The organism is Janthinobacterium lyxosi (genome assembly GCF_051380665.1).
Classification (GTDB): domain Bacteria; phylum Pseudomonadota; class Gammaproteobacteria; order Burkholderiales; family Burkholderiaceae_D; genus Janthinobacterium.
This window is the reverse complement of record NZ_JBNYXM010000014.1, coordinates 48,160-64,897: the sequence shown is the minus strand read 5'-3', so window position 1 is coordinate 64,897 and position 16,738 is coordinate 48,160. Positions and strand designations below refer to the sequence as shown.

The window sequence follows — 16,738 nt, the reverse complement described above, 5'->3', positions numbered from 1 at the left end:
ATGCATGAACACTGCTGTAACGTCGATCCCGAAACTGACCCTGCTGGCCCTGGCCGCCAGCCTGACCCTGGCCGCCTGCGGCGGCAGCGATAATACGCCGGCGGAACCTTCCAAACCCGTGGCGCAGACGGGCGTGTTCCTCGACGGCGCGGTGGAAGGCCTCGATTACGTGGCGGGCAGCGCGGCCAAGGCCAGCACCAACGCCAAGGGCGAATTCATTTGCAACCCGGGCGATACGGTGGCCTTCAGCATCGGCGGCCTGGCCCTGGGTTCGGCGCCATGCGGCGCCATCGTCACGCCGCTGGCGCTGGCCGCCAGCACGAAGGTGGCGGAGGACAAGGTCGTCAACCGCCTGCTGGCGCTGCAACTGCTCGATGAGGACAGCGATCCGTCGAACGGCATCAAGCTCACGGCCGAAGTGAAGACGGCGCTGGTGGGCAAGACGCTGGATTTTGCCGGCGCCCCGGCCGTCTTCAACGCGGCCCTGGCCGCGCACTTGAGCAGCGTGGGCGGGAAATTCGCCAGCCGCACGGTCGATGCGGAGCGCCGCGCGCTGGTGCGCGAACATTTCGAAGATACCCTCGCTTCCAAGGCGGGCGCGCCTGTCAACGAGGCGCTGACGCAAGCCAACCCGGTGGGCGAAGTGAAAGTCACCGTGACGCGCTATCAGATCCAGGCGGCGGACAAATACTATGTGCCGTACGAAGGCGTGAATGCCAAGATCAAGGGCGAATTTCCGAACGGCTTTTTGCCGTCCTACGGTTCGGGTCTGGCTTACAAGGGCAAGAATGCTGCCGGCGACCTGGAATTCTATGGCTTGACGGACCGCGGCCCGAACGGCGATGGCCCGCTGCTGCCCGACCCATCGGGCAAGGGCACGATCGGCAGCAAGATATTCCCGTCGCCGAGCTTTACGCCATCGTTCGGCGTCATCACGGTGGGCAAGAACGGCGCCGTGCTGGCATCGAGCACGCCGATCAAGGTGTCGGCCACGGTCAACAGCGCGGGCTTGCCCGTGCCCGTGGGCGCGGTAGGCAATTCGGCCGAGATTCCCGTCATGGATGTCATGAAGTTCGACGCGACCGGCAAGGCTGTCTTCAACGCGGGCGGCCTCGATTCGGAAGCCATCGTCGTCGATGCCAAGCGCAATGCGCTGTGGGTGTCCGACGAATACGGCCCGTTCATCGTCAAGATCGATGCCGCCACGGGCATCATCCAGGCCAAGTACGAGCCGGGCAAGGGCTTGCCGGCGCTGTTCGCCAAGCGCCGCGCGAATCGCGGCATGGAAGGCATGACCCTGGACACGAGCAACGACAAGTTGTACGCCTTCCTGCAAAGCCCCTTGTCCGACGGCAGCGCGCCGTACACGGTGACGAAGAAGAATGAACAGGTCGAACGCTTCGCCCGCTTCACGCGCTGGATCGAATTCGATCCGACGACGGGCAGCAGCGGCAAGATGTATGCGTATCCGCTGAATGCGGCCGACTACCAGGATGGCCGCACGGGTAACGCCAAGCTGGGCGACATGGTGGCGCTGGGCGGCGGCAAGTTCCTCGTCATCGAGCAGGGCGCCGCGCCATCGGGCAAGGTCTTCAACAAACTGATGCTGGTCGAATTGAAGGGTGCCACCGATATCGCGGCCGCCGCCTTCAATGCGACCACGTCCGACCTGGAAAAAAGCAGCATGGGCGGCGCAGCCGTGAATGGCGCCGACTGGGCGTCCGTGACGCCGCTGAAGAAAACCCTGCTGCTGGACTTGAACGCCATCGGCTGGGCGGCGGAAAAGGCCGAAGGCCTGACCCTGATCGACGACTCCACCATCGCGCTGGCCAATGACAACGATTTCGGCCTGAAAACCAAGATCTTTGACGCGAATGGCGTGGAAGTGGCGGACGCCGACGTGACCAAGTGCACGGTCGATGCGAACGGCACCATCGTCACCAGCGCCGCCACCGGCTGCAATGCTGCCAATACCATCCGCGTGGCGCGCGGCGACGACCGCGAGCGTCCTAGCCGTTTGTGGATCGTGAAGTTCGGCAAGGCGCTCACTGCGTATTGATGCAGTTTGACGGATGAAAAAAAGCCGCACAGTGCGAATGAACTGTGCGGCTTTTTTACTATGGGCCTGGCTTACTTTTTGGTATAGGTATTCAACCAATCCAGCACCGTGTGATGCCACAGCAGCGAATTGGCCGGTTTCAGCACCCAGTGATTCTCGTCGGGGAAGACCAGCAGCTTGCTCGGGATACCCTGGCGCTGCAGCGCCGTGAAGGTGCCCAGGCCTTGCGCGGTGGGGATGCGGAAGTCCAGGTCGCCCTGCACCACCAGCATCGGCGTCTTCCAGTTTTTCACGAAGTTCACGGGATTGAACTGCTCGTGCTTGGCTGGCGCGTCGTAGTAGGGGCCGCCGTTTTCCCATTCCGTGAACCACAGTTCTTCCGTCGCGTAAGCCATGCCGCGGTTGTCGAACACGCCGTCGTGGTTGACCAGGCATTTGAAGCCGTCCGGCCAGTTACCGGCGATCCAGTTCATCATGTAGCCGCCGTACGACGCGCCCAGCGCGCAGCTGCGCTCGCGGTCCAGCCATGGGAATTTCTGGGTGGCCGCTGCCAGGCCCTTTTGCAAGTCGACCAGCGGCTTGCCGCCCCAGTCGCCGCTGATGGAATCCGTGAACTTCTGTCCATAGCCGGTGGAGCCATGGAAGTCGATGAAGACGGTGGCGTAGCCGGCGCCCGCATACACTTGCGGATTCCAGCGGTAGCTCCAGCTATTGCCAAAACTGCCTTGCGGGCCGCCGTGGACGAGGAAAGCGACCGGATACTTTTCACCCGCCTTGGCATTCCATGGCTTCATCACGTGGCCGTACACGGTTTCGCCATTCGCGCCCGCGAACGAGAACTGTTCATATTCGCCGAAACGCACATCGGCCAGGGCTGCCGCGTTCTGCTTGGTCAGCTGGACCATCGGCGCCGTTTCCGACTTCGCGTCGAGTTTACGCGTGTACAGCTGCGCGCCCGAGGCCAGGTTGGCTTGCGCCAGCACGATGGTATTGCCACGCACGTCGAAATCGCCCACGGCGCCCTTGCCCGTCAGCGCATTGACCTTGCCGCTGGCCGCGTCGATGTGGAACAAGCGGTGCTGGCCCACGTCATCGGCGGCGACCAGGAAAGCCTTGCTGTCCGGCGTCCAGCGGAAGTCCGCCACGGAACGATCCCAGTCGTCGGCCAGGGTGCGCTTCTTGCCCGTGGCGACATCCATCAAGACCAGGTGGAAGCGGTCCGCCTCGAAGCCCGGCTTGGTCATGGCGACATACGCCAGGGTACGGCCATCGGGCGAGTAGGTGGCTTTGGCATCCCAGGCCGGATTGTCGGCGGTGAGATTGCGCGGCGCCTGGCCGCCGGCGGCCGGTATCGTGTAGACGTCGAAGTTGGTCGACCACGATTCCTGGCGGCCGGCCACGCGCACGGAGAAGGCCACGGTCTTGCCGTCCGGGCTGAAGTGGTATTCGCTATTGTCGCCGAATGGTTTGGAAGGCGCGTCGCCGTCCAGGGTGCCGCTCAGGCTGACGGGTGCGGCGCTGACCATGCCGCTGGCGTCGATGGGCGCCGAGTACAGCGCGTTGCGGCGGCCATCGGCCCAGGTATCCCAGTGGCGCACGAACATCTGGTCGTAGACCATGCCGGTCGCCTTGTTCCTGGCTTTTTCATTGAGGCGCTTCTTCGTGCAGGCGAGGTCCGCGCAATCGAGGAAGACGCCCATGCTGAAGGCCAGGCGGTCGCCCTGCGGCGACAAGCGGTAGGTGTCGACGTCCAGTGCCAGGTCGGTGACCTTGGCCGCTTCGCCGCCGTTCAGGGGCAGCTGCCATACTTGCGAGGAGCCGGAACGGCCCGAGAGGAAGTAGATGGCGTCGCCGTTCGGCGACCATTGCGGGTCGCTGGCGCTGGACTCGCCGCGCGTGAGCTGGCGTGGCGCCGCGTTCGGCGCGCGCAGGTCGATCATCCACAGCTGCGTGTTGCCGCGGTTCTTGTCCAGGTTGGTGGTGCGCACCGTGTAGACGACGCGCGTGGCGTCCGGCGACAGCACGGGACTGCCCACGCGTTCCATGGCCACCATGTCTTCCACGGTGAAACCGCGCGGCGCGGCCAGCGCAGGTTCTGCAGCAGCGGCGGCGGCGGTGGTGGCCATGGCGGCACTGAATGCTCCCAAGAGCAGCAGACGTAAACTCATTCAAACTCCCGATTCTTATGACGACGTTATCGATATGGTATTGACGTGGCCGGCTGTACCGCCGGCAGCCCGACATCATAGCAATAAAGAGGCGCCTGTATGGGGAGTTGACCGCCGGTTAGCCGGCCGGCAGTGCCAGTTGGTCGAGCGCCACGTGGCCCAGGAAACCGCCCTGGCCGGTGGCCGGCAAGCCATCTTCGATGGCGTGGGCAAAGCGGATGCCGGGGTCTTGTTCCAGCGCGGCCAGCACGCGCGCCACGTGCGGATAGTCGGCCAGGCTGGCCAGCTGCAGCGGTTGTGCCCAGCGCGCCGTGGCGGCCAGGTAGGCGTCGGCGATGCTCGGCGCGGCAGCGGAAGCCAGCCAGGCGCGGCCAGCGAGCAGGCGCTCCAGGTGCGCCAGGCTTTTGTTGACCTTGTCGACGGCCATCTCGCGCCAGACGGCCGCGCGCGCATCGTCAGGTGCCGCGCACGATGCCTGGAAGGCGGGCATGAAGGCAGCGTGGAACGTCGTGTGCAGGAACGACAGCACGCTGTTCAGGCGGTCGTATTCCGGCGTGCCCTGCGCAAAACCCAGGCCGCTGTCCGGCGCGTGGGCGGCCAGGTGCAGCAGGATCGCCATGCTTTCCAGTAGCGGCGTGCCCGCACGCGTGAGCAGGGCCGGTGTCTGGCCCAGCGGATTGATGGCGAGAAAGGCCGGATGCTGCTTGCTGGCCGGGTCGCGCGCTTCCACGCGGGCCAGGCGATAGGGCAAGCCGCTCCATTCGAGGGCGGCGATGGCGGCAAACGAGCAGCCGAACGGCACGCTGTAGATCAGGGTGGTTTCCAAGTCGAAACTCCAATGGGTGAGGGAAGGGCAGTCTAAGGGTAATGCTTACTATTTGGAAGAAGGCAGAATAATGTGGTATAGGTACATTTTTTATACCAGGTGGCAAGCGAACCATGAAAGAGAATATCTCCGGCTGCGCCGTGGAAGAAGCCATGCGCCTGCTGGGCGGGCGCTGGCGCATCGTGCTGCTCAGCTATCTGATGGCGGGGCCGAAGCGCTTCAGCGAAATCCGCCGCGCCGTGCCGAATATCTCGCAGCGCATGCTGACCCTGGACTTGCGCGCGCTGGAAGCGGCGGGCTTGCTGACGCGCACCATCTACGCGGCAGTGCCTGTGAAGGTGGAATACCAACTGACGGATGAGGGCCTGCGCTTGCGTGAGCTGGTCGAGATGCTGCGCGGCATCGGCCTGCGCCTGCGCGGACAGGCGGACGCGGGCGGTGCTTTTCTCGCACCCGATGCCGTGGATAATTCCCTATAGAAACAGCTGTTTTTATGCAAAGTGCTAGACTGCCGGCCTTTGATCACTACTCTCGACACCCATGCGCCTGACTTCTTTCGCCCTGACCGCCGCCGCCCTGTTCGCCACCCTGCCGGCCCAGGCGGCCACCATGCCGACGCTCGAACAAATCCACGCCGCCGTGCAGGTGGGCGTGGCCAAGACCCGGGCCAAGTTGCAATCGGCTGTGCCGGTACCGATCGCCGTCAAGGTCACCAGCTTGACCGGCTGCCAGGATTCGCAGGAAGTGCCGGGCGAAGTGGTGTGCCTGGTCGCCATGAGCGCGGGTATGCGCGATGCTTTCATGGTGCTGCCGCTGCGTAACGAGAATGGTACATGGGTGGGCGTCGAGCGCAAGGATGCCAAGTTCGCGGGACCGTCTCCGGCCGAGGTGCAAGCCATGATACGCGCCTGGGCCAAGGAAGAAGTGGCGCGCGATCCGGAAGCGGCCAAGGATGTGCAGATGCAGGAAGCGCAGAGCACCATGCAGGTCAAGGCCGTCAACGAGTGCGACGTCAAGCGCAAGACGGGTTACCTGGTGTGCGATACGGAATTGAGCGTGCCGAGCCGTCCGGAAGGCATCAAGACGGAACTCACCTTCATGCTGGAAAGCGGTAACTGGCGCTACGTGCCGCGCTAGGCGCCACGCTGCCGGCAGATAAATTCCTCTCCACCATAGCGTGCCAGCAAGTCGTCCGGCCGCTTGAGCTTGCGACCCGGCGCAGGCAGTCGTCGCCTGCCTGGTGGCCATAGGGGTCGTTATAACGCTCGAACCAGTCGATATCGAGCATCAGCGCGGCACAGTACCGCGCATCTCGCACGCACGAGGTCCAGGCGCGCTGCAGGTGCGCGTCCACGTTGGCCGCGCCGATGCCACCGCGTCTCGAAGCTCGATATCGCTTCGCCGCTGGCCACGTGCGCCAGTATTTGCCGCTCTTCTTCCTTCTGTGAGGCGGGGACGATCAGCGGCATCAGGCTGGCCGATCGCCTGCGCGGCACTGAAGCAGAATCCCGTTCCGCGCCGCCATTCCACCCAGTAATGATGCCATCGAACGTCTTGGCGAAGGTGGCATCGCAGGCGCTTTACACGATAGCCGCCAGGCCGCCCGCATGGTTGCGCGTGGCGCGCGCTGATGGACGGATGATGCCCCTAAAATTCCTTGAAGTTAATATAAATTCATTTTAATTGATGTATTCAGTTGTATTCTGCACATAATTTGTAGAAATTATGTAAATTCATTATTTTTTGTTGACTTCTCCCCTGTGTGTTGCGAATATGCCATATAAAGTGATTTATTTAGTTTAATCATTTAGTCCGGCGTATGATGTTTTATACGCAATTAGCTGTTGCAACCTGAATGTCTGGAGAGCCTCCGTGCTGAAAAAAATAGCGAGTACCGACCTGGTATTGGGTATGTATGTCGCGCGCCTCGGCCGCTCCTGGCTTGAGACCCCGTTCTGGAAGCGCTCCTTTTTACTCGAATCGCCGGCTGACCTGGAGCGTATCCGGGCAGCCCGGCTGAACGAAGTGTGGATCGACACCGCGCGCGGGCTGGCGCCGCCAGAACCTGTTGCCGATCCCGCAGTCTGCACCGAAGCCGAAGCGCGGGCCGTCTCCATCCCCGTTTCGAATGTGGCGCCTACCTTGTCGCGTGAGGAGGAAATGGTGCATGCCCGGCGCCTGATCGAGCGCACGCGCCAGGCCGTGCAGACGATGTTTGACGAAGCGCGCATGGGCAAGGCCTTGTCCGTAGGACAGGCCTACGAGCTGGTCGACGATATCGCCGCCTCGGTGCTGCATGGCGGCGGCGTGCTGCTCGGCCTGGCACGCCTGAAAACCGCCGATAACTATACGTATATGCACTCGGTGGCCGTGTGTGCGCTGATGACGGCGCTGGCCAGGGAGCTGGAGCTGGCGCCGGAGCAGGTGCGCTCCGCCGGCCTTGCGGGATTGCTGCACGATATAGGCAAGATGGCCGTGCCATCGGCCATCCTGAACAAGCCTGGTAGCCTGAGTGACGCGGAGTTTTCTTCCGTGCGCACCCATGCGGCGGCCGGCCATCGCATGCTGCTCGAAGTGGACGATATCGATCCGGTGGCGCTGGACGTGTGTCTGCACCACCATGAAAAACTCGATGGCAGCGGCTATCCCAAGGGCTTGCGTGGCGAGGAAATCAGCCTGTATGCGCGCATGGGCGCCATCTGCGACGTGTACGACGCGATCACCTCGAACCGGCCGTACAAGCAGGGCTGGTGCCCCGCCGAGTCGCTGCGCCGCATGGCAGCCTGGCGCGGCGGGCACCTGGACGCGACACTGTTTGCCGCCTTCGTCAAATGCCTGGGTATTTATCCGCTGGGCACCCTGGTGCGGCTGCAATCGGAGCGCCTGGCCGTGGTGGTGGGACAGGCGGCGGGCAAGACGCTGACTTCGCCCACGGTACGCGTATTTTTTTCCATCCGCGCCGGCACCTGTATCGCACCCTGCCTCATCGACCTGGCGGCGCCGGGTTGCCAGGAGCGCATTGTTTCCACGGAAAGCGCCGCCCAGTGGGGCTTGCTGGACGTGGACCGTTACTGGACCGGCGAACCGGCCTTGGCATAGCGGCTGCCACGGCTGGAATAAAGTACATTTTATTAATAATAAGATATTGAAATAAGGGTGTCAGTGCCGTGTCCCGTCAGCGACATGTCCGTGCGCACCAAACCCACGCGCCAGCAGGCGGCGCAGGCGTTCGCCTTGCAGCAGACGGCGCCGAGATGCCGGGCGCCGTGCAAGGCGTGCACGGCATCATCGCTGCAAGACCAGACCCTGCAGCTGGAGCAGGCGATGGCTCTGTTCAAGCTGGAACGGCGGCGCGGTGGCCAGGCAGGTGCCACCACGCACCGGCGCGCCGCGCTACAGCAGGCGCTCTGACAGTGCTTTGAAGGGAACCTTGGGCACGAGGAAGGCAAACGGTTTTGACACCGGTGGCAACTGCCCCAGCAAGCCGCAGTCGGCGCGCAAGGCGGTCAGCGCTTGCACTTGATCCAGATCAACGGGCAAGTCGATTTCCCCGAAGACCAGCTTGTCGTTGCGTGGCACGTGCGCGATGGCCGCATCCTGGCAAGCCAGGAAGGCGACGGCATCGTGCCAGTTGCCGAACAGCGCTTGCCAGTCGGCATCCAGGCAATGGTCCGCTGTGATGTCCGCCTGCACCTCCAGCGGCGGCGCGCTGCCGGCGCCGCTGGCAATGCTGCAGCGGGCTTGTGTGGCGGAAATGTCCAGTGTCATGGAGTTCGCCAGGTGCGTGGGCAGGATATCGCTGAACAGCCGCGTGCCCAGTGCATGGGGCAAGCTATCCATGATGTTTTTTAGGAAATACACGCAAGGCACATCGGGCGCGCCCGGCGGCGTGTGGTCCAGGTAGAAGCGCCAGTTGCTTTGCAGGGGCGATGGCAGCGGCTTACGTAACGGACCCAAGAGGGCCGGGCCGAAATGTCCGTGGCGGTAGGTCAGCACGGTAAACGGCGTCTTGCCGTCGCGCTGCCACAGGGTCACGCCGGCGGGCAGCAGTTGCTGCGCGGCCCGGGCGTCGACCAGCCAGCTCACATACACGACGTCGCGCACGTCGCTGTGCAGGGTCAGGAAGGGCAGGCGGGACAGGATAGCCTGGCGCGCGTTGGCAAAGTGCGTGCAATTGGCGAGCGCGGCAAACAGGTGCCCCGGCCAGCCCGCGCGCGGGTGGCGGTAGGAGTTGTCGTGCAATTGGGAAGTCTTTCGGTTGCGCTGATGCAGGCGGACGGCGCCGCCTGCCGGATACGTTAGGTGTTTATTGCATGTGCCAGCCGTGGCTGACGACGATCGACTGGCCGCTCAGTGCCGTCGATGGGAACGCTGCCAGGAACACGGCCGTTTGCGCCACGTCCTGGGTGGTGGTGAATTCACCGTCGATGGTGTCTTTCAGCATCACCTTCTTGATCACGTCTTCTTCGCTGATGTTCAGCTGGGCTGCCTGTTCGGGGATTTGCTTGTCGACCAGCGGCGTGCGCACGAAGCCGGGGCAGATGACGTTGGCGCGGATGCCATCCTTCGCACCTTCCTTGGCCACCACCTTGGCCAGGCCCAGCAAACCATGCTTGGCGGCCACATAGGCGCTTTTGAACGGCGAGCCTTCGTGCGAGTGCACGGAACCCATGTAGATGATGGCGCCGCCGCGGCCGGCCTTGATCATTTCGCGCATGCAGGCGCGCGTGGTGAGGAAGGCGCCGTCCATGTGAATGGCGAGCATCTTTTTCCACTGATCGAACGGGTAGTCGACGACGGGACTGATGATCTGGATGCCCGCGTTGCTGATCAGGATGTCGATGCCGCCGAAGTGGGCCACGGCATCCGCCACGCCCTGGTCGACCTGCGCTTCGCTGGAGACATCCATGGCGACGGCAAATGCCTGGCCGCCCGATTGCTTGATTTCCTCGGCCGTCTTGCTGGCCGCTTCCAGGACCAGGTCGGCGATGACGACCTTGGCGCCTTGTTTCGCGTATTCAATGGCCATTTCCTTGCCGATACCACTGGCGGCGCCGGTAATCAGTGCGACTTTGTCTTTGAGTTGCATATTAATCCTTTGCATTGCGGGTTGGAGTGATCGTGGGAAGTCAGACTATGCCAGTATAGCCAGAAAACGCGCCGGGCATGGCCCCCGCACGCCTACAAGCCGGCTTGTCTCGCCTGTAATTCCTGCAGGCGCCAGGCGCCGGGATTGGTACCCGCCCAGGTACGAAACGCGTGGTTGAAGGCGCTTTGTTCCTGGTAGCCGAGCAGAAAGGCGATGTCGACCAGGGACAAGTCCGGCTCGCGCAAATAATCGCGCGCCAGGCCGTACCTGGCCTGGTCCAGCAGGGCCTGGAAGCTGGTGCCTGCGTCGGCCAGCTTGCGCTGCAGGGTGCGCGGCGTAACAGCTAGCGTGGCGGCAACGGTGGCCAGCCGCGCCGAACCCTGGCGCAAGCCTCCCACGATGGCCGCGTGCACTTGCGCCTCGATGCCGCCGCCAGTGTCCGTTTCGGCCTGGCGCTGCGCCAGCAATTGTTCCGCATGCTGGCACAGCACGGGGTACAGGCTGACGTCGGCGTTCGGCACGGGCCAATCCAGCAATTGCGCGTCGAAGGTGGCCGTGTTGGCGTCCGCGCCGAAGGCTGGCAGGCTGCCCAGCACGCGCACGTATTCGTCACGGTGCGTCGCGTGGCGCAGCAAGTTGCCGCCGCCATCGTGGGTAAACGCCAGCCGGGCCGGCGGCAGCGGCAGGCCAGCCAGCCAGTCGCCGCACACGCGGATGCCGGCAAAGACGCTGTCGACCAGGTGCCGGCTGGCGCCCGGATAGTGGCTGGCCCAGCGGTAATGCGCGACGGCGCCATCGCGCTGCAATGTCGAGCGGCCCAGGTCGTGTGCCAGCCGTTCATAGCGGGCCGTCTGTTCCAGCGCGTGGCCCACACTCTTGCAACTGAGCAAAATCAACCCATACGCGCTGTAGGTGCCCATGCGCACGCGCTGGCCCACGTGCAGGCCGAAATGCGCGTCGCCCGCCAACTGTGCGCCCGCATCGAGCAGGCGCACGTAGTCGCGCGCGGCCAGGCTGGCCGCTGACGCTTCCAGGCTGTGCGGCGCTACGCCGGCCGCGCGCGCCAGGGTGGCGGCAGCGATGCCGTGCGCGCCGGCCGCTTCCAGCAGCGGCTGCAGATAGGCGCCGGCGACCCTGCCTTCCACGTGGTGGCTGTCAGTGCCTGGCATGATGGAACAATGCAATTGTCATGAAAAACCAATACCCTTCGTCTCTGGCGGCATATGCTGTTGATAAGGCAAGGACAGTATAGCAAGCCGCCGTGGCGCGCAACTGGCCAAACACAGGGGATGTCGATGCAACGCTGGAATGGCTGGGGGGACGAGAGCGTCACATATGCGCTGAGCGCGGAGGCGCTGGCTTTTTTGGGCGAGCGCCTGGGTCCGGGCAGCGGCATGCTCGATGCCACATTTGACGAGGCCTGCGCGCGGGTTCCCGCTTCGCGCCTGGCGCCGCATCCGCTGATCGACACCATGCCTGCCACGCGCGTGCGCCATGCGCTGGGTCAAAGCCTGCCCGACTGGCTCAAGCTGCGCCATGGCCGCATCGGCGCGGTGCCCGATGGCGTGGCCTTTCCCGACAGCGCGCTGCAGGTGCGCCAGTTGCTCGCGTATGCGCGCCAGGCGTGCGTGGCCGTGATACCCCACGGTGGCGGCAGCAGCGTGGCCGGGCACCTGACGGTGGCGGCGGGGTCGCGCCCTGTGCTGTCGCTGAGCCTCCGGCGTTTGTCTGCGCTGGGCCATCTGGATCGCGAGGCGCAGCTGGCCACGTTCGGCGCGGGCGTGTATGGCCCCGACCTGGAAGCGCAGCTGCGCGCGCATGGCTATACCCTGGGCCATTATCCGCAGTCGTTCGAATATTCCACCCTGGGCGGCTGGATCGCCACGCGCTCGTCGGGCCAGCAATCGCTGCGCTATGGTCGCATCGAGCAGTTGTTTGCGGGCGGCGAAGTGGAAACGCCGTCCGGCACTTTGACGATTCCCACGTTTCCTGCCTCGGCGGCCGGCATCGACCTGCGCGAAATGGTGCTCGGTTCCGAGGGGCGGCTGGGCATCCTGACGCAGGCCACGGTGCGCATCTCGCCGCTGCCGCCCCATGAAGCATTCCACGCCGTGTTTTTCGCCGACTGGGGCCAGGCGCAGGCGGCCGTGCGGGCGCTGGCCCAGTCGCGCCTGCCCCTGTGCATGCTGCGCCTGTCGAACGCACTCGAGACGCAGACCATGCTGACCCTGGCCGGCCACAAGAAACTGGTGGGATTGCTGGAACGTTACCTGTCCCTGCGCGGCTGCGCAGAAGGAAAATGCATGCTGATGGTGGGCGTCAGCGGAGAAAAAAAACCGGCGCGCGCAGCCCTGCGCGGCGCCCTGGCGCTGGCGCGGCGGCACAAGGGCGTGCACGTGGGGCGGCACATGGGCGACAAGTGGAAGCAGGGGCGCTTTCGCAACGTCTACCTGCGCAATGGCGCCTGGGAACACGGCTATGTCATCGACACGGTGGAAACGGCCGTCGACTGGCCGCGCGTGGCACCCATGATGGCGGCGCTGGAGCAGGCGGGGGCAGGCGCGCTGGCCGCGCATGGCGAGCAGGTGCACGCCTACACGCATCTGTCGCATGTGTATGCGCAGGGCGCCAGCGTCTACACCACGTATGTATACCGGCTGGCGCCCACGTATGAAGAAAACATGGCGCGCTGGCGCAGCCTGAAGGACGCGGCCTGCGCCGCCATCGTGGCCAACGGCGGCACAATCAGCCACCAGCATGGCGTGGGCACCGACCACGCGCCGTGGCTGGCTGCCGAAAAGGGCGAGCTGGGCATCGCGGCCATGCGCGCGCTGCTGCGCCAGTTCGACCCGCAGGGCATGATGAATCCCGGCAAACTGCTGCCCGAGGCCGGGGGCGGATTGTGAGCAGGGAGGATTTGCCCGGCGCCCTGGCGCGCGACTGGGATGTGCTGATCGTCGGCGGCGGCATCACGGGCGCCGGCATCTTGCTGGAAGCATCGCGGCGCGGCTTGACGGCGCTGCTGGTGGAGCAGCGCGATTTCGCCTGGGGCACGTCGAGCCGTTCATCGAAGCTGGTGCATGGCGGCTTGCGCTACCTCAAACAGGGCCAGTTCGCGATGACGCGCGAGTCTGTGCATGAGCGGCAAGCCTTGCTGACGGATGCGGCCGGGCTGGTCGAGCCGCAGGGCTTTGCCTTTGGCGATTACGTCGGCAGGAAACCGGGGCGGCGCCAGTTCATGCTGGGGCTGGCCATCTATGACGTGATGGCGGGCCGGCGCGCGCGCCGCTATGTCGATGCGGCGGACTTTGCCATGCTGGCGCCGCACATCCAGCGCGAAGGCTTGCAGGGCGGCATGCTGTACCAGGACGCCAAGACGGACGATGCGCGCCTGGTGCTGCGCGTGCTGCAGGAGGCGCGCCGCCATGGCGGCGTGGCCGTCAATTACCTGGGCGTGGCATCGCTGCTGCGAGAGGGGCAGCGGGTCGTCGGTGCCACCTTGATCGATGGCGTCGGCGGCGAAAAGCCAACGGTGCGCGCGCGGCTGGTGATCAGCGCCACGGGCGCCTGGGCCGACGGCTTGCGCGGCCAGGTGGGAGAAAAGCCGAAACTGCGACCCCTGCGCGGCAGCCATCTGCTGCTGCCTGCCTGGCGCCTGCCGCTGGCGCAAGCCGTCAGCCTGATGCATCCGCAGGATGGCCGTCCCGTCTTCGCCTATCCATGGGAGGGCGTGACACTGGTGGGCACCACCGATGTCGACCACGGCGCCAGCCTGGACCTGGAACCGGCCATCACGCGCGGCGAACTCGATTATCTGCTGCTGGCGCTGCGCTGGCAGTTTCCGCAGCTGGCGCTGGGCGAAGACGACGTGCTGTCCACGTTTGCCGGCGTGCGCCCCGTGATCGACAGCGGCCAGCTTGACCCGTCGAAAGAAGCGCGCGAACATGCGCTATGGCTGGAAAACGGTTTGCTGACAGTGGCTGGCGGCAAGCTGACGACGTTTCGCGCGATCGCCCTCGACGCGCTGCGCTGCGCCGCGCCGCTGCTGGCGGGCTGGCAGGCGGATCTGCTCCCCTTGCCTATTTTTGACGCAACGCCGCCCTTGTCGGGCAAGGCCTTGCTGCTCGATGGCGAGCAGCGCGCGCGCCTGCTGGGCCGTCATGGTGCGGCCGCGCAGGCGCTGTGCGATGCGGCGCAGGAGGGCGAACTGGAGCAAATTCCCGGCACGCAGACCCTGTGGGCGCAGCTGCGCTGGGGCGCGCGCAACGAGGACGTGCAGCACCTGGACGACCTGCTGCTGCGGCGCACGCGCCTCGGTTTGCAGCTGGCCGGCGGCGCGCTTGCTATCATGCCGCGCCTGCGCGCCATCTGCCAGCGTGAACTCGGGTGGGATGATGTACGCTGGGATGCGGAGCAGGCGCGCTATCTGGCCCTGTGGCGCAGTCATTACAGCGTGCCGCAAGACGCATGAAGCAAACGATAAAAACAACGATAAAAAACTATAAAAAGGAGAGCATCATCGAGACCATCCTGTTTGGCCAGCCCCTGGCGCTGGGCGACGCCCGCATCACCTATGACAGCCTGTCGCCGCTGGACCTGCGCCAGCCCGTGAATGCCCTCGTCGACGACCTGGGCGAAGACTTGCTGCAAATCACGTGCGCGAATGGCGATATCGTCGACGTGGGCTGGTATCCGGCCTGGAGCGCACAGGGCGGCCTGCGCGTGGTGGCCGTGCACGGACAGGACTGGGAGGCGCCCGTATTCAGCGCGCAGCCGGAAAAAGATCCGCAAGCGCTGCTGCAGGCGCTGCGCGCCGCGCTGGCCATGGTGGGCTGAGGCCATGGCGAGCGTTTCCGGCGCCGGGCCGTATATCCTTGCCATCGACAATGGCACGCAAAGCGTGCGCGCGCTGCTGTTCGACAGGGACGGCAACCTGGCGGCCAAGGCGCAAGTGTTCCTCGAAGCGTATTACTCCGAGCACCCCGGCTGGGCCGAGCATGACGCCGACGGTTACTGGCAAGCCGTGTGCGAAGCGTGCCAGCAATTGTGGCGCAGCACGGACATCGCTAAATCCTCGGTAGCCGGCGTGGCCGTGACCACGCAGCGCGGCACGGTGGTGAACGTGGATGAACATGGCGCGGCCCTGCGCCCTGCCATCACCTGGCTGGACCAGCGCAGCACGCGCCAGATTCCCCGGCTGGCGCCATGGTGGCGCGCCGCCTTCCGCGTCACGCGCCTCGAAGGCACGATCGCGTACTTCCGCCGCGAAGCCGAGATCAACTGGATTAGCGCGCACCAGCCCGACATCTGGCGCCGCACGCATAAATTCCTGCTGCTGTCGGGTTTTCTGAATCACCGCCTCTGCGGAAAGTATATCGATTCGACGGGATCGCAAGTGGCGTACATCCCGTTCGACTACAAGCGCCACGCCTGGGCCGGGCGCTTCGACTGGAAATGGCAGGCGCTGGCGATTCAACGCTCCATGCTGCCCGAGCTGGCGACGCCGGGCGCGCGCATGGGCGCCATCACGGCGGCCGCCGCTGCGGCGACGGGCATCCCCGAGGGCACGCCGCTGCTGGCGGCCGCCGCCGACAAGGCGTGTGAAGTGCTGGGCGCGGGCTGCGTCGAGCCGCATGTGGCGTGCCTGAGCTACGGTACCACGGCCACCATCAATACGACCAACCGCAAGTATGTGGAGGTGACGCGCTTCATTCCGCCGTATCCGGCCGCCATGCCGGGCGCCTACAGCACGGAAGTGCAGATCTTCCGCGGCTACTGGATGGTCAACTGGTTCAAGGAGCAGTTCGGCGACCGCGAACGGGCAGCCGCCGCCGAAGATGGCACGGGCTTGTCTGCCGAAGCGTTGTTCGACCACCTGGTCGAGGCCGTGCCCCCCGGCTCCATGGGCCTGATGCTGCAGCCGTACTGGAGCCCGGGCATCAAGGTGCCGGGCCCGGAAGCGAAGGGCGCCATGATCGGCTTTGGCGACGTGCACACGCGCGCGCACATCTACCGCGCCATCCTCGAAGGGCTCGCGTATGCGCTGCGCGAAGGCAAGGAGCGCATCGAGCGGCGCAGCGGCATTGCGATTACGGAGCTGCGCATCGCGGGCGGCGGCTCGCAAAGCGACGCGGCCATGCAGCTGACGGCCGACATCTTCGGCTTGCCCGCCGCGCGCGCCCACGTGTATGAAAGTTCGGGCCTGGGCGCGGCCATCGCCGCCGCCGTGGGCCTGGGCTGGCATGCGGATTTTCCCGCCGCCGTGAAAGCCATGACGCGCAAGGGCAAGGTATTCCAGCCGCACCTTGGGCACAGCAAGGTCTATGAGCAACTGTACCGGCGCGTCTACCAGAAAATGTATGCGCGGCTGCAGCCCCTGTACCGCGAGATCGCCGACATCACAGGCTATCCGGAATAACTACTCATCAAATCGTATTGCGAATCATTCGCATCCGATATATGATGTGTTCCGCATTTCACCAAGGCAACGTATCCCGGTGACTGCAGTGCGCCGGCGGCGTGTCCGCGCGGGCAGAGTTCCGCCGCAACGCTTCCGTCAACGCCGCCGCTTGATCGTGCACCGCCTATCCTCTGCC

15 protein-coding genes are annotated in these 16,738 nt (G+C 65.0%); 9 read left to right on the top strand and 6 right to left on the bottom strand.

Features of this window, described 5'->3' with window-relative positions:
* Window positions 1-4: 4 nt before the first annotated feature.
* Window positions 5-2,059, top strand: coding sequence for an esterase-like activity of phytase family protein (locus ACQ4WP_RS16675; protein WP_436522503.1), 2,055 nt, complete (start codon window positions 5-7; stop codon window positions 2,057-2,059).
* Between the two features lie 71 nt (window positions 2,060-2,130).
* Here ACQ4WP_RS16675 and ACQ4WP_RS16670 read toward each other — a convergent pair whose 3' ends face one another.
* Both ACQ4WP_RS16670 and ACQ4WP_RS16665 read right to left on the bottom strand, forming a co-directional pair.
* The gene (locus tag ACQ4WP_RS16670) at window positions 2,131-4,227 is read right to left on the bottom strand and encodes a S9 family peptidase (RefSeq protein ID WP_436522501.1); all 2,097 of its coding nucleotides are present in this window, start codon (window positions 4,225-4,227) and stop codon (window positions 2,131-2,133) included.
* 118 nt (window positions 4,228-4,345) lie between these two features.
* Window positions 4,346-5,053, bottom strand: a complete 708-nt coding sequence (locus ACQ4WP_RS16665) for a glutathione S-transferase family protein (RefSeq protein WP_436522499.1) — start codon at window positions 5,051-5,053, stop codon at window positions 4,346-4,348.
* A 113-nt stretch (window positions 5,054-5,166) separates the two neighbouring features.
* On the opposite strand from ACQ4WP_RS16665, the gene ACQ4WP_RS16660 reads away from it, so the two are divergent.
* A complete protein-coding gene (locus ACQ4WP_RS16660) occupies window positions 5,167-5,532 on the top strand; it encodes a winged helix-turn-helix transcriptional regulator (protein WP_436522497.1) in 366 nt (121 codons plus the stop codon).
* Window positions 5,533-5,593: 61 nt separating this feature from the next.
* Window positions 5,594-6,190: a hypothetical protein gene (locus ACQ4WP_RS16655; protein ID WP_436522495.1), complete on the top strand. Its 597-nt coding sequence runs from the start codon at window positions 5,594-5,596 to the stop codon at window positions 6,188-6,190.
* Here ACQ4WP_RS16655 and ACQ4WP_RS16650 read toward each other — a convergent pair.
* Window positions 6,150-6,407, bottom strand: a complete 258-nt coding sequence (locus ACQ4WP_RS16650; protein ID WP_436522493.1) for a diguanylate cyclase — start codon at window positions 6,405-6,407, stop codon at window positions 6,150-6,152. The genes ACQ4WP_RS16655 and ACQ4WP_RS16650 overlap by 41 nt on opposite strands.
* Before the next feature lie 518 nt (window positions 6,408-6,925).
* Here ACQ4WP_RS16650 and ACQ4WP_RS16645 point away from each other — a divergent pair.
* Together ACQ4WP_RS16645 and ACQ4WP_RS16640 are read left to right on the top strand one after the other, a co-directional pair.
* Window positions 6,926-8,152 carry an HD-GYP domain-containing protein gene (locus ACQ4WP_RS16645; protein ID WP_436522491.1) on the top strand — a complete coding sequence of 409 codons (1,227 nt, stop codon included), beginning with the start codon at window positions 6,926-6,928 and terminating at the stop codon, window positions 8,150-8,152.
* Between the two features lie 84 nt (window positions 8,153-8,236).
* On the top strand, window positions 8,237-8,464 hold the full coding sequence (locus tag ACQ4WP_RS16640) for a hypothetical protein (RefSeq protein WP_436522489.1): 228 nt from the start codon (window positions 8,237-8,239) through the stop codon (window positions 8,462-8,464).
* Here ACQ4WP_RS16640 and ACQ4WP_RS16635 read toward each other — a convergent pair.
* The 3 genes from ACQ4WP_RS16635 to ACQ4WP_RS16625 form a co-directional block, all read right to left on the bottom strand.
* Entirely contained in the window at window positions 8,447-9,295 is an 849-nt protein-coding gene (locus ACQ4WP_RS16635) for a DUF2071 domain-containing protein (protein WP_436522487.1), read from the bottom strand. The genes ACQ4WP_RS16640 and ACQ4WP_RS16635 overlap by 18 nt on opposite strands.
* Before the next feature lie 64 nt (window positions 9,296-9,359).
* Complete coding sequence (locus ACQ4WP_RS16630) at window positions 9,360-10,142, bottom strand: 3-hydroxybutyrate dehydrogenase (RefSeq protein ID WP_436522485.1); 783 nt, start codon at window positions 10,140-10,142, stop codon at window positions 9,360-9,362.
* Window positions 10,143-10,234: 92 nt separating this feature from the next.
* Window positions 10,235-11,311 carry an AraC family transcriptional regulator gene (locus ACQ4WP_RS16625; RefSeq protein WP_436522483.1) on the bottom strand — a complete coding sequence of 359 codons (1,077 nt, stop codon included), beginning with the start codon at window positions 11,309-11,311 and terminating at the stop codon, window positions 10,235-10,237.
* Between the two features lie 126 nt (window positions 11,312-11,437).
* Between ACQ4WP_RS16625 and ACQ4WP_RS16620 the strand changes: the two genes are divergently transcribed.
* From ACQ4WP_RS16620 to ACQ4WP_RS16605, 4 genes are read left to right on the top strand one after another with little or no spacing between them, the layout of a single operon-like run.
* Window positions 11,438-13,048 (top strand): FAD-binding oxidoreductase, encoded by a 1,611-nt coding sequence (locus tag ACQ4WP_RS16620; RefSeq protein WP_436522481.1) that lies wholly within the window; start codon window positions 11,438-11,440, stop codon window positions 13,046-13,048.
* Window positions 13,045-14,613 (top strand): glycerol-3-phosphate dehydrogenase/oxidase, encoded by a 1,569-nt coding sequence (locus tag ACQ4WP_RS16615; RefSeq protein WP_436522479.1) that lies wholly within the window; start codon window positions 13,045-13,047, stop codon window positions 14,611-14,613. Before ACQ4WP_RS16620 ends, ACQ4WP_RS16615 begins: the two co-directional genes overlap by 4 nt.
* Entirely contained in the window at window positions 14,610-14,978 is a 369-nt protein-coding gene (locus ACQ4WP_RS16610; protein WP_436522477.1) for a hypothetical protein, read from the top strand. The genes ACQ4WP_RS16615 and ACQ4WP_RS16610 overlap by 4 nt, the downstream gene beginning before the upstream one ends.
* Window positions 14,979-14,982: 4 nt before the next feature.
* Window positions 14,983-16,560, top strand: coding sequence for an FGGY-family carbohydrate kinase (locus ACQ4WP_RS16605; protein ID WP_436522475.1), 1,578 nt, complete (start codon window positions 14,983-14,985; stop codon window positions 16,558-16,560).
* Window positions 16,561-16,738 lie beyond the last annotated feature (178 nt).